At 70.5% G+C, this 12,472-nt stretch carries 10 protein-coding genes; 2 read left to right on the forward strand and 8 right to left on the reverse strand.

Going from position 1 to position 12,472, the window contains the following annotated elements; translation table 11 throughout:
- Positions 1-93: 93 nt before the first annotated feature.
- From ABZX75_RS26100 to ABZX75_RS26135, 8 genes are all read right to left on the reverse strand, one after another.
- Positions 94-1,293 carry a thiolase family protein gene (locus ABZX75_RS26100; protein ID WP_355414574.1) on the reverse strand — a complete coding sequence of 400 codons (1,200 nt, stop codon included), beginning with the start codon at positions 1,291-1,293 and terminating at the stop codon, positions 94-96.
- Between the two features lie 205 nt (positions 1,294-1,498).
- Complete coding sequence (locus ABZX75_RS26105) at positions 1,499-2,545, reverse strand: LacI family DNA-binding transcriptional regulator (RefSeq protein ID WP_355414576.1); 1,047 nt, start codon at positions 2,543-2,545, stop codon at positions 1,499-1,501.
- 288 nt (positions 2,546-2,833) lie between these two features.
- Entirely contained in the window at positions 2,834-3,313 is a 480-nt protein-coding gene (locus tag ABZX75_RS26110; protein WP_355414578.1) for a hypothetical protein, read from the reverse strand.
- Between the two features lie 130 nt (positions 3,314-3,443).
- A complete protein-coding gene (locus ABZX75_RS26115) occupies positions 3,444-5,042 on the reverse strand; it encodes a hypothetical protein (protein ID WP_355414580.1) in 1,599 nt (532 codons plus the stop codon).
- A gap of 31 nt (positions 5,043-5,073) precedes the next feature.
- A complete protein-coding gene (locus tag ABZX75_RS26120; RefSeq protein WP_355414582.1) occupies positions 5,074-5,754 on the reverse strand; it encodes a hypothetical protein in 681 nt (226 codons plus the stop codon).
- Positions 5,751-7,409 (reverse strand): polyprenyl synthetase family protein, encoded by a 1,659-nt coding sequence (locus ABZX75_RS26125; protein WP_355414584.1) that lies wholly within the window; start codon positions 7,407-7,409, stop codon positions 5,751-5,753. The genes ABZX75_RS26120 and ABZX75_RS26125 overlap by 4 nt, the downstream gene beginning before the upstream one ends.
- Positions 7,402-8,493 carry a hypothetical protein gene (locus ABZX75_RS26130; RefSeq protein WP_355414586.1) on the reverse strand — a complete coding sequence of 364 codons (1,092 nt, stop codon included), beginning with the start codon at positions 8,491-8,493 and terminating at the stop codon, positions 7,402-7,404. The genes ABZX75_RS26125 and ABZX75_RS26130 overlap by 8 nt, the downstream gene beginning before the upstream one ends.
- Before the next feature lie 177 nt (positions 8,494-8,670).
- Positions 8,671-10,179: a serine/threonine protein kinase gene (locus ABZX75_RS26135; RefSeq protein WP_355414588.1), complete on the reverse strand. Its 1,509-nt coding sequence runs from the start codon at positions 10,177-10,179 to the stop codon at positions 8,671-8,673.
- Between the two features lie 472 nt (positions 10,180-10,651).
- On the opposite strand from ABZX75_RS26135, the gene ABZX75_RS26140 reads away from it, so the two are divergent.
- Both ABZX75_RS26140 and ABZX75_RS26145 read left to right on the forward strand, forming a co-directional pair.
- Positions 10,652-11,269 (forward strand): hypothetical protein, encoded by a 618-nt coding sequence (locus ABZX75_RS26140; protein WP_355414590.1) that lies wholly within the window; start codon positions 10,652-10,654, stop codon positions 11,267-11,269.
- Positions 11,270-11,360: 91 nt separating this feature from the next.
- Positions 11,361-12,218 (forward strand): lamin tail domain-containing protein, encoded by an 858-nt coding sequence (locus ABZX75_RS26145; protein WP_355414592.1) that lies wholly within the window; start codon positions 11,361-11,363, stop codon positions 12,216-12,218.
- The last annotated feature ends 254 nt before the right edge of the window (positions 12,219-12,472 follow it).

The raw sequence follows: 12,472 nt of genomic DNA on the forward strand, positions 1-12,472 counted from the left end.
CCATCGTGCCAGACCGGAGGCACCACTTCTGTTCAGTTATAGGGCAGTTGACGGGAGGAGGTGACCGAAAATGATCGACGTGCTGACGACGGCTCAGCGCTCCAGGACGAGCGCGATGCCCTGCCCGACTCCGATGCACAGCGCCGCCATACCGGTACCGGAGCCCGCGGCCGCCAGCTGGTGCGCGACCGAGCCGGCCAGCCGCGCGCCCGAGGCGCCGAGCGGGTGGCCGATCGCGATGGCGCCGCCGCGCGGGTTGACCACGGCCGGGTCGAGCTCCGGCCAGGCCGCCAGGCAGCCCAACGCCTGCGCGGCGAAAGCCTCGTTGAGCTCGAAGGCCGCGAGCTCGGCGAGCCCCCGGCCGGCCTTGGCGAGTGCCCGCTCGACGGCATCCACCGGTCCCAGGCCGAAGAGCTGAGGCTCGATCCCGGTGACGGCCGAGGCGCTGATCCGGGCGAGGGGCTCGCGGCCGGTGGCCGCCAGCCCCGCCTCGTCGGTCAGCAGCAGGGCGGCGGCGCCGTCGTTGAGCGGCGAGGCGTTGCCGGCCGTGACCGTGCCGCCGCCGTCCGTCCGGAAGGCGGGCTTCAGCCGGGCCAGCGCCTCGGGGGTGGAACCCTCGCGAATGCATTCGTCGCGTACGAGGTCCACCCCGGCGTACGGGACCACCTCCGCGTCGTAGTGCCCGGCGGCCCAGGCGGCCGCGGCCTTGCGGTGGCTCTCCAGCGCGAAGGCGTCCTGCGCCTCACGGGTGATGCCGTGCTTGTCGGCGACGAGTTCGGCGCCCTCACCCAGTGAGCCGGTCCACTCCGCGGGCATGCGCGGGTGGGTCATCCGCCAGCCGAGGGTGGTGGACCACATCTGCTGATGGGCGGCGGGAAAGGCCCGTTCGGGCTTCTGCATCACCCAGGGGGCGCGGGACATCGACTCGACGCCGCCGGCGATGGCGACGGAGGCGTCACCGAGCGCGATCGCACGGGCGGCCTGGATCACGGCTTCGAGGCCGGATCCGCAGAGCCGGTTGACGGTGACGCCGGGGACGGTCACGGGCAGCCCCGCCAGCAGGACCGCCATCCGGGCCACGTCCCGGTTGTCCTCGCCGGCGCCGTTGGCGTCGCCGAAGACGACGTCGTCGATGCGGGCCGGATCGAGCTCGGGCGTACGGTCGACCAGCGCGCGCACCACGTGCGCGGCCAGGTCGTCCGGCCGGACTCCGGCGAGGGCGCCGCCGAACTTGCCGATCGGGGTGCGGACGGCGTCGACGACGTAGACGTCACGGACGGTGCGGATGCTCATGGGCGCTCTCCTGGGCGGATCCGTACGGGCGGCAGCGCATCCGTACCGGTTTCGGCACCGGGATACGACGCCGGGCGCGCCCGGTGGGGCGCGCCCGCAGTCTCCGTCCGCACGTCACCGCCTGTCAACGGCCCCCGGAGCGGTGACGGGACCGGTGCGGGGAGGGCTCCCGGCGCGGCTTCCCCGACCGGTCGCGGTCTCGCGGTCAGGTCGACTCCCGGTGGACGGCCACGGCCGACATCAGGTCGTGCCGCTCCGTGACCTCCGAGGGCTCGCGGACCGCCCGGTCGACCAGGGACGCCAGGTGGTCGCCGGTGGGCAGTTCTATCTGCACCGTGCTCAACCGGGGCCTCAGCAGCTTTCCGATGAGCAGGTCGTCGGCGCCGATGACGGCCACGTCCTCGGGGACACGCAGACCCTCGTCCTGGAAGGCCCGCATGAGGAGCATCGCGTACTCGTCGTTGTAGGCGAAGGCCGCGTCCAGGCCGAGCGAACGCCAGCGCGCGGCCAGTGCCGCCGCCGATTCCTCGGAGTAGGCCAGCGGGAGGGCCTCGACCCGCGCGCCCTCGACCGACCGGGCCCCCGCGAGGCGGGGCGCGGAGAAGAGCTCCAGCCCCTGCTCCTGCGGGACCACGACGCCGATCCGGGCGCGGCCCCGCTCGACGAGGTGGGCGGCGGCCCGGACGCCGACCTGCCGCTGGTCCATGACCAGCGCGTGCGCCCCGGGGACACCGGTCGGGCCCATCGTTATCACCGCGCGCGCCCCGGCCCGTTTCAGGGTCGCGACGTTGTGGGCGCAGAGCGTGACCTCACCGAGGGAGAGCACGGCGACGGGACGCAGCTCCGCCCAGGCACGCGCGGCCTCGTCGCCGGTGAGGCCGAGGCCGGCGTACTGGACGACGGTGTAGTCGAGGCGGCGCAGGGCCCACTGGAGCTCGTTGAGGAAGGTGCTGTAGAGCGGACCGACGGGCACGTGCGAGGTGGGCAGCAGCACGATGCGGGTGTGTCCGGCCCGGAGACTGCGGGCGGCGGCGTGCGGGACGTATCCGAGTTCCTCGGCGGCTTCGCGGACCTTGCGCCGGGTCGGTTCGCTGATACGGACGGCTTCCGCGTTGTTCAGGACGTACGAGACCGTCGCGCGCGAGACCCCCGCGAGACGGGCCACGTCGGTGCTGGTCGGCACGGAAGGCGGCTGGGTCGGGGATCCGGACGCCGTCGTCGGCGGCTTCGGCGATTTCGATGACTGAGACATTGCCGTCGGATCCTTCCAGACCGGTTGCGCCCGGAGGCCGGTGGATGGCCTGAAAAGAATGCCGCCCACGGGTTGCCGGGCCCTGTCCAGCGGAAACACACGGAAACGGCCTCCCCGATCCTTCTCTGGGAGGCCGTTGCCGTGTGTGCGGGGGACATCCGGAGGACACCGGGCTAGGCGGCCGTGTTGCCCTCGGAGCCGCTCGACTCCGTCGTGATGAGCTTCGTCTGCTGCCCTGCGCTCGGCTTTGGGCCGGCGGTGACGCGCCGGCCCACAGCACGCGTGGGGTTAGTCGTCGTCGCTGCCGAGGACGCGGCCCTTGAGCTTGACCGGTGCGGCGGCGCCGACGCGGAGTTCACCGTCGGTGTACCGGTTGGGGGCCGCGCCGTCGACCGCGTTGATCTGAGCGGCGAACCCGAGGATGCCCTGGTCGTCGTTGTTGGTGAACAGGTGGGGGTTGTGGGTGAAGGTGAGGGTACGGCCGTTGTTGGTGACCTTGCCCTCGATCTTCTGGAGGTTGCCCTTGGCCGCGAGGGTCTTCAGGTCGTGGTAGGCCCAGGTGATCCAGCCGTTCCACTGGAAGCCGGTGGGTGCGGTGAGGGTGTACGTGACGTCACCGGGGTTGATGGGCTTCTCGTTCGGGCTGAGGATGCCGAAGGACAGGAGGGTCGCGCCGCCGCCGGGCGCGTCCTCGGGGATGCCCTGCTGGAGGATGAACAGGTCCTTCTCTGCTCCGGTCTTGACGGGTGTCAATGCTTCGGTGGCCATCTGGCTCCTTCTGGTGTGGGGGATGGCGCCGGGACGGGGTGTGCCCGGCGTGGTGCCGGACCGGGTGCCCGATGGGGCGGGCGGTCCGGAGCATGGGGGGCTCTGCGCGGGGTCGCCGACTGGTGGTCGGTCAGTCGTCGCTGCCGAGGACGGTGCCCTTGAGCTTGGCGGGGGGTGCGGTGCCGACGAGGGCCTGCCCGTCCGTGTAGCGGCCGGGCTGCGCATCGTCAACGGCTTCGATCCCGCAGATGTAGACGATCAGGTCGCGGTCCTCGTCGGAGGTGAAGAGGTGCGGGTTGTAGGTGAACGTCAGCGTGCGGCCGTCATCGCTCACATGCGCCTCGACCGGCGGGAGGTCGCCGGCGGTGGTCTGGTCGAACCGCTTGTACTGCGCGCCCACATGCCCGTTCCAGCGGAATCCCGTGGGCGCGGTGAAGACGTGCTCCACCGGGCCCGGATCGACGGCCCGGCCGTGTTCACGGCCGGTGACGGTGACGTTGAGGGTGGTGCCGAGCCCGCCCGGCGCGTCCTCCATCCCGATCTCCTGCTTCACGACCAGGTCCAGCGCCGGCGCCTTCGCCTCCACGTTCGTGGTGACCTCGCCGTGCTGCCGGGGCGAGGTGTTCGCCCGGGTCGGGGAGATGATCTTCGCGGAGATGGTCAACGGCCCGGTGTGCTGGGCATCGATGGTGCCGCAGACCGTGACCGTCGCCGAACCGCCCCTGGGCAGGCTCAGCTCCTGGCGCAGGCCGCCGGTGGCGGAGCCGGTGCCGGCGCTGGCGCCACCAGAGGTCTCCACCTTCAGCATCAGGTTCGACAGCTGCGGCGGAACCACCCCCTCGACCACGGCGTCGGGTGCGTCGTTGGGGCCGTCGTTGCGCACGCTGATCGGATAGCACACCTTCGTGCCCGCGTCAGCCGTCGCCGGGCCGGTGATCTCCAGCGGCATCTCCACCGGGAGGGCGATCTTCAGTCGTCGGATCCGGTGCGCCTGTGTCGCAGCGCCGGTACTGGCGGCGATGCCGAGCTTGAAGGTGGCGGGCGGGGCCGCCTGTCCGGCGCCCTGAATCGGGAAGCTGTCGATCACGGTGGTGCCGTTGGGGGCTGCTTTGCTCGACATCCGCACGGTGATCCGGCCGTCGACGATGGTGATCTGGACGTGGGCGCCGTCTTCCCAGCTTGCCCTGAAGCCGCCGGGGGCAGCCTTGCCGGTGAGCCAGTTGAAGCCGTTCCACTCGTCGCCGGAGCCGCGGACGCAGACCATGTTCGAGGAGTTGCCGGGGCCGCCGGGCCCGGCCAGGGTGCCGCCGAAGTTGCCGTAGGTGTCGAAGCCGATCCCGACGTATCCCTTCGTCACGCCCTTCTTGTTGCCGCTGCTGTGCTTGACGGAGGAGTAGCCCAGACCCGCGCCGTAGCCGCCGGGCTCAGTGGTGGTCGATCCGTCGATGAGGAAGACGGAGAACCCGTCGCCGGCGCTGTTGCCGCCGCGGTGTTCGGCTGAGTAGTCGAAGTCGATGACGACGCCCTCCGAGGAGGGGAAGGCCTGGTCCAGGAGGGCGGCACCGGACTTGTTGTGGTTGTCCGGTGTCAGTTCCAGGCATCCGTTGAGGACGGCAGTGGGGTGAATCTTCCAGTGGGGATTGTCAGTGGTGCTCTCCATGAACGTTTCGGTGATCGGCAGCGCAGCGGCGCCTTCGGTCGATGTGGGGGTTTTCTCCGTGGTCGTCATGGACTTACCTCAGGCTGTTCGGAAGTGGGGGTCACCCAGCGGGCTGCGGGGCGGGCTCGGGAGCGTGGGTGGCGAGCAGGGGGCCAAGGACGGCCAGCGCGCCCAGTGCGACGTCCTGGTACAGGTAGAAGCCGGCTTCCAGCGGAGGCAGGTCCTCATCTGCGGCTGCCGCGTCCGGCGGTGGGCCGTCCGCGGGCGCGTCGGCGGCGGGAGCCGGGCGCAGGAGGCTGGTCAGGTCTTGGCCGGCGCCCTCGATGGCGGCGCGGGCGGTGGCGGTGAGCAGGCGCAGGGGCAGGTCGAGAGCGGCGGCGGTGCGCTGGGTGGGCAACACGGCCAGTGGGGTGGGGGTGGGGGCGGTGACCGCGGCGATCCACTGCAGGGGCAGGTGGAAGGTGGCGGCGATCCGCTCGGGCGGCAGGAGGGGCGGGGGCGGCCCATCGGCCATGAGGTCTTCCCACTCCATGAGGTCGAAGAGGAACTGGCCGCCCTTGTAGAGGGGCCAGGGCTGGAGGGCGGCCAGGAGGGCCTGGGCGCGTTCGGGCTCTTGCTGGCGCAGGGCGACGCCATGGCGGGCCAAGGTGCACAGGCAGTCCCGCAGGCAGGTGTTGGTCTGCTGGAGGAAGGCCAGGGCCCTGTGGTCTGTCGGTGTGAGCGGGTCGGTGCTGCCGTCGCCGGTGTCGGGGCCCGGGCTGGATGTGGGGGTGAAGGTCACAGGGGCCTCGAGGTGACGTAGTGGGCGATCTGGCGCAGGACGGCTTTGCCCTCGTTCTCCGGGATGACAGCCAGGTCTTCTTCGAAGCGGGCGATGCCGTCGGCGGCGAGCTGGTCCGCGAGGGCGGTGGCGTACTCGATGGAGCCGTGGCGCTGCATGGCGGACAGGAGTTCTTCGGCGTGCTGCTGGGTCTTGTCGGTGCGGCGCTGCTTGAGGATGTCGAAGAGCCTGGGCCGCTCATGGGATTGCATGGTTCGAAAGAGGTGGATGAGCATGATGGTGCGTTTGCCTTCGAGGAGGTCGCCCAGGGGCTCTTTGCCGTAGAGGGCTTCCTCGCCGACGAGGTTGAGGATGTCGTCCTGGATCTGGAAGGCGATGCCGATCATGCGGAACGCTTCGTCGAAGCGGCCGAGCAGGGCGGGGTCGGTGATGCCGGCGCAGACGGCGCCGATGCGACAGGGGCTGATGCAGGTGTACCAACCTGTCTTCTTGGTGCTCATGGTGAAGTAGGCGTCGTCGTGTTCGGGGACGACGTCGTGGCGGATCCAGCCGAGTTCCATGGCCTGGCCCTCGATGGACTCGCGGCACATGTGCAGGGTTTCCTGGATGAGCCCGAGGGTGCGGGCCAGGCCCAGTGTTTCGAGGTTGGACAGTACGGCGTCGATGGCGAGGAGGTTCAGTCCGTCGCCGACGTTGACTGCCAGGCCCGCGCCGTGTTCCTCGTGCATGGTGGGCAGGCCGCGCCGGTGGGTGGATTCGTCGGCGATGTCGTCGTGGACGAGGAAGCCGTTGTGGAACAGCTCCAGTGCGGCGGCCGCGCGGACGGCGTCTTCGGGACGGCCGCCGAAGGCGGCGCAGGTTGCGATGGTGAGGGTCGGCCTGAGCCCTTTGCCCTGCCGGGCGGGATAGGAGCGCATCAGGTCATACAGTTCGGCCCGCGGCTCCTTGTCGGGCATGAGCCGGTCGATCTCGTCGTTGGTGCGGGCGCGGCAGACGCGCATCGTCTCCATGAGGTCGGCGTCGCGGACCGCGTGCTGGTTCCACCAGGGTTCGGTGCGGCGGCCGTCCCACAGCAGGCGGGGGGCGGTGACGGTGGTGCCGCCGATGAGCGCGAGCGGGACGGGGGTGTCCTCGGGGGCGCGTTGGGCGAGGAAGTCCAGCGCCTTCCACTGGGTCGGGCGGCTGGCCTGGGCGGGCACGAGGGGCGCCGCGCTGATGGCTCCCCACAGGTGGGGGGCTCGTTCGCGGTAGTCGCCCCAGAGCTCCTGCATGCTCCGCAGGCCCGACGCCCGTTGGGAGAGCAGGGTGAAGGCCCGCCAGACGGCGAGGGTGTGTTCGCGGGAGCCGCGGACGTCCAGGCTTTCGGCCAGGATCTGCGTGGTGGGCCGGCGCTGGAGGTCGAAGACGAGGTTCATGGCGCGGTTGTCGAAGACGACTTCGACGTCCGCGTCTTCGCAGCGGGTCTGTTCGATGACGAGGCGACTGTGCCGTGTGGTGAGGGTGGCGTTGCTGTCGTCGTTGAAGTGCAGGCCGAGACGGATGTCCCCCAGGTGGTCCGCTGCCGCGGCGATGATCGCGGGGGCGCGGTCGCAGAGCGCGTTGATGGTCTCGGCCAGCACGTGCGCGCCGGTGAGGGAAACGGTGGTCTCAGTCATGGGCTCCCCCGGCGAATTCGACGATGCCGCCGGTGTTGAAGGTGAAGTGCCGGCCTGCGACGGTGCCTTCGACCGCGCAGGGGCCGAGCGTCTCGTGTACGGAGAACGGGTGCAGGCTCGTTTCGGAGGGGTTGGCGATCCGGGCCGCGGTGCGGGCCGTGAAGTCCAGCAGGAGCCGGTCGTCGCCGAGCGTGGCGGTGATCAGCAGACGGCGTGGCACGGCGGCCATGGGGGGTGTGCCGAGCATGCCGGCGAGCGGGGGGACGAGAACGACCTGGTCCCGGTCGAGGGTCTCGGTAACGGCGATCTGTAGGTTGCGGCGCGGGAAGTGACGGATCATCCGCCCGTTCCGCCACAGCATCACCGATCCGTTCGCCGCCTCGGCGGGGAACGCCGGCTGGATGAGGGTGAAGACGACGGCGTAGGGCGGCGGGGCCTCCGCAGGGCCCGAGGGGTCGTTGACGAAGCCGAACACCCAGCCGCCCAGTGCGGGCCACGACCAGCGGCCGCGGACGCGTTCGTGATAGCCGAGCAGCTCGGTGGGCTCCTCGCTGCCGTCCGCGTGCCGGAGCAGGCCGCTGCCCAGGACGCCGGGTTCGGACTGCCAGCGCAGGTGCTCACCGTCACCGAAGGGCGCGCACTGCGAGGTGCACGGCAGGCTGGTACGCGACAGCAGCACGTCCAGGGCCGGGCCGGCCGAGCGGGAAGCGACACGGAAAGCGGCCGGAACACCGTGCGGGTACGGCCGGGCGAACGCGGACCACGGCTCCTCGGGCTGCTCGGCGTTGAACTGCGTCGAGCTCCAGCCGAGCTCCGCGGTGTGGACCAGGAGAATCGCCATGTGCTGGCCCTCGGCGGCCGTCCCGGTGCCGCTGCGTCTGCCGGTGGTGGGCGCGCCGGGCTGCGCGTAGACGGGGCGGGCCGCGGATCCCAGGACGGACAGGTTGGCGATCACGGCCTGGGCGCCGTTGCGCGACAGGAAGGCGTAGTGCAGCCATCTCCTGTCGAGCGGGTGGGTGAGCGGGGCATGGGGGAACGGGCCGGTCTGGCCCAGCCGCAAAGCCGGCTGCGGGGACGTCAGCACGGACCAACAGTAACCACACATCATCACTTCGTTACGCACTGTAACGTTTCTTCGGGTGATATGGGCGTGTTAATTCTGCTTAGTCATCAATTGCATGGCGGCGCAGCGACGTTGATAGCGGCCGATGGACAAGCGCCGCCGCACGCCACAGCGCCGCCACACGCCACAGCGGCGCCCTCAGCCCTCTCCGGCGGTGAGGACCGTTGCCTTCAGCCGCACACCCTCGTGGCCGGCGATGACCGCCCTGCCGTCCTTGAACCGGCCCGCCGCCGCCTCCCGCCGCGCCCGGACCGGGAGCGCGTAGACCAAAACCCCTGCCTTGTCGGGACCGGTGTTCAGCCGCGGCCGGCCGGTCACCTCCATACGCCGCCCCTCGTCGCGCAGTACGACGGTCAGCGTCTCCCCTTCGGCGACCGTCCGGTCCGCGCGGTAGTACGAGCAGGTCACAGGCGGTTCGAAGGCGAAACCCGACGGTGCGGTGAAGTGATGGGCAACCGGGCCGGGATCCCACACGCCCTCGCAGGAGACACGCACGTGGAGGAGGTCTCCCTGACCGGGCTCCACCTCGAGACCGCCCTCCTGGGCGACCGACAGCACCGGGCCGGGCTGTCCGGCATCACCCTTACCTGGATCGGGCAGCCGGATCGCCTCCACCCGGTGGTTCATGTTGTCGGCGATGTACAGCCACTGACCGGCGTCGTCCACCGCAAGTCCGCACGGATAGGCCAGGGAAACCCCCGCGACCGGGCCGCCTTCGCCCGGCGCGGCCGCGGCGCCCGCGTCCGCGCCCGCGATCACTCGCGCCGCGCCGTCGGCGATCCTCCAGACCGCGTGCGCATTCAGGTCAGCGGCGTACACCGCGCCCGCCCGGTCGACCGCCACCGCGCACGGAGCCTCCCACCCCACCACCACACCGGGCGCCGGCTCGCCGCCGGCCGGGCCCGCGATCACCGACAGCCCGCCCCGCTCGTCCAGCCGCAGCACGCGGCGCCCGCCGATGTCGGCGACGTACACGGCCCCCGAGGCATCGGTGGCGACGTCGGCGGGGGCGAAGGGCTCCCCCGCCACGGCCGGGCCCTGTTCCGTCCGGGCGCGGTCGCTCCTGCCGGTGAGGACGGTGCTGATCACGCCATCCGCTCCGACCCGGCGAACCTGCCGGTTTCCACCGTCCACGATGTAGCAAAGGCCGGCACCGGTCACCGCGATCCCGCACGGCGAGGACAGCTGCGCTTCCGTCGCAGGGCCTCCGTCGCCGCCGGCGCCGCGGCTTCCGTCGCCGGCCACTGTACTGATCACGCCGACCGGACCCACCCGCAGCACCCGGTGGTTCATCTCATCGGCGATGAAGAGGTTGCCGCCGCTGTCCAGGGCCACCGCTGCGGGGAAGCCCAGCCGGGCCGAGGTCGCCTCCCCCGCGTCACCGGCGTACCCGCGCAGCCCGTCGCCGGCCACCGTACTGATCACGCCGGAGGCCTCGACCCGCCGCACTCGGTGGTTGGCGTGATCGGCGATGAGCACCTCCCCCGACGGGCCGGCGCACACGTCGGCGGGGAAGCCCAACCGGGCCTCCAGCGCGGGGCCGCCGTCACCACCGGCGCCGGCCACACCACAGCCCGCCACCACCACCCCGGTCCCGGGCGGCATCTCCTTGTTCGGCACCGTCACGGTGACCTGGCTCACTGTCACTTGCTTGCCCCTCCTCGCACAGTGGGCACGTGCCGAGGCGGTCCGCAACCGCGTCACTCCCAGCCCCCGCCCGCGTCATCAAGAGTTCTTGCCCACACACCATGGCAAGCCCCTCCGCTCCCGCTCGACAACCCGCCCGGAGTTGCACTCGGCAGAGGGAACGGCAGATGCCCCGCGAGCGGGCGGGCAGTCACCGCCACATCTGACAGAAGTAACACGCCCATATGAACCGAAGAAACGTTACGGTGAGTAGCGGTCAGGGCTGAAGTGGTTACCTTGAGTGGTGTTCTGACGCTTCCCCGCCACCCCGGCTGTCCGGCGGCGCGTGAATCGGCGACGCCGTAGACAGCGCCCTGGCGCGTATGCCGCGGCGAGCCCCGGGTCGGCTTACCGGGACCCGTCAGGCTGACCAGCCATGCCCTCAACTCACGGCGAGGGCCTGACCGACCGACAAAGCGGAAGGTGCATGAGGATGACCACTGACGTGCAGTCAACGAAGCAGGAAGCCTACAAGCGGGGAGAGGAACAGGGGCGGGCGGACGCGAACGCCGGCCGGCCCCACACCGAGCAGCCCCGGGACGGCGCGCGCGGCGAGAAGGACTACTACGCCAACGGCTACGACTGGGGGTACGAGCAGGCCCTCGCGCAGAAGCTGGACCTGGTGGTGTGGCAGGAAGGCGGGGTGGAGGACGCGCCCGGCGGCATGGGCTCGACCCTCAACGTGTGCGTGCGCACCCCCAACTCCGGTGATCCCGTTGACGCCGGTCAGGTGGAGCACGTGTTCACCGCGCCGAGCGGCTTCCGCTGGAACGGGCATGTCGGGGCGCAGTACAAGCACATCGACCAGACGACGAGCGGACACCTTCCCACGGTCAAGGCGACCGTGAGCGACGACGGGCGAACGCTGAAGTTCACCTACCCCGTACATCTGAACACCAGCGCCGAGGACAAGGACATCCTCGTGTACATCTGCGGCATCGAAGCCGTGGACGGGGCGCGTCCCGGCCGGTACTCCGACGGCTCCGCCCAGGTGGGCGGCGCGCCTGCCGGAAAGCTCAAGGCCTCCGTCCTCGACCCCGACGAGGACTGACAACACCCCTTCCGTGACATCGCGGCCACGCCTGAAGAGCGGCGGACCGCACGTCGCGGACACCCACCACACAGCCCAGGAGTCAGAACACGTGAACACCATCGTCACGTCGGGTTTCTTCCCCTCCGCCACGCTGGACGCATCCCAGCTCAGCGGCACGGGCACCGATCACATCCGCTGGGGCACCTCTGGTGCCCAGAGCGGCTACATGTTCCGCGGTTCTGCCGCGGACGTGCAGCTCGACGGCAGTGAGTTCGTCATCGGCACGTTCGTCCACCGCAACTTCCCCATCAACGTCACCTCCAGGTTCGACGTCGACCTCAAGGTCAACGTCCTGTTCGAGGACGGGAGCACAAGCGACTTCACGTTCACCTTCAACCACAACGAGACGCCCAACAACACTGCCAACCCCGAGGACCTCGTCGACCTGCCGACCTTCGTCTCGCCCAAGGTGGTGACGGTCGACGGAAAGGAGTACAAGGCCGTCCTGAGCGGATTCAAGCTCGACGGGCAGATCGTCAGGCGGTTCGTCAGCCCTGAGAGCGGCGTGAACCACGCGGAGATCGTCTGCCTGTTCGCCCCACAGCCCGGCGCCCCCGACGTCATCATCTGCGACCTGCGCCACCAGGGCACCGCCGCCGGGCAGGGCGACGAGTACGTGGAGCTCCTCAACAAGGGCAGCGAACCCGACGACCTGTCGGGCTGGGTACTGGAGTGCAAGTCCACCGGCCGCAGCTTCACCTTCCCGGCGGGCACGACGATCCAGCCCGGCCAGCGGATCAGGGTGTACACCAACGAATCCCACCCCGACTTCGGCGGCCACTCCTTCGGCTCCGCCCAGGAAATCTGGAAGGACAAGGGCGACATCGCCCGCCTGCGCAAGGACAACTTCGTCGTGGACCAGTACGGCTACGGCGACAAGGCGCAGAACCGCGTTCCAGCGCCCTGACGGAGGCGGTCCCGATAACCGCGCGGCGCGCGGGGCGCATGGTCGAGCCGCGTAGGGCGCCCCTGGCTATGCACGGACAGCACTCACACCGCGCGGACAGGACACCTCGCCTCACGCAACTTGCGCCGCCGTCGCACGCCACCGAGCGCGGGCCGGGGCGGGGGTGGGGCGTGGTGGGAGACATGACAACCCCCGCCCCCGACCCAACAGTGTAAAAGTAGGTAGTCGAAAAAAAAAAAACCAAAAACAAAAAA

It is taken from the genome of Streptomyces sp. NPDC003038, assembly GCF_040611115.1.
GTDB lineage: Bacteria > Actinomycetota > Actinomycetes > Streptomycetales > Streptomycetaceae > Streptomyces.

What these genes read in the sequence shown, in the direction of transcription:
- ABZX75_RS26100 (WP_355414574.1), bottom strand. Translation starts at nt 1,293, where the DNA reads ATGAGCATCCGCACCGTCCGTGACGTCTACGTCGTCGACGCCGTCCGC.
- ABZX75_RS26105 (WP_355414576.1), bottom strand. Translation starts at nt 2,545, where the DNA reads ATGTCTCAGTCATCGAAATCGCCGAAGCCGCCGACGACGGCGTCCGGA.
- ABZX75_RS26110 (WP_355414578.1), bottom strand. Translation starts at nt 3,313, where the DNA reads ATGGCCACCGAAGCATTGACACCCGTCAAGACCGGAGCAGAGAAGGAC.
- ABZX75_RS26115 (WP_355414580.1), bottom strand. Translation starts at nt 5,042, where the DNA reads ATGACGACCACGGAGAAAACCCCCACATCGACCGAAGGCGCCGCTGCG.
- ABZX75_RS26125 (WP_355414584.1), bottom strand. Translation starts at nt 7,409, where the DNA reads ATGACTGAGACCACCGTTTCCCTCACCGGCGCGCACGTGCTGGCCGAG.
- ABZX75_RS26140 (WP_355414590.1), top strand. Translation starts at nt 10,652, where the DNA reads ATGACCACTGACGTGCAGTCAACGAAGCAGGAAGCCTACAAGCGGGGA.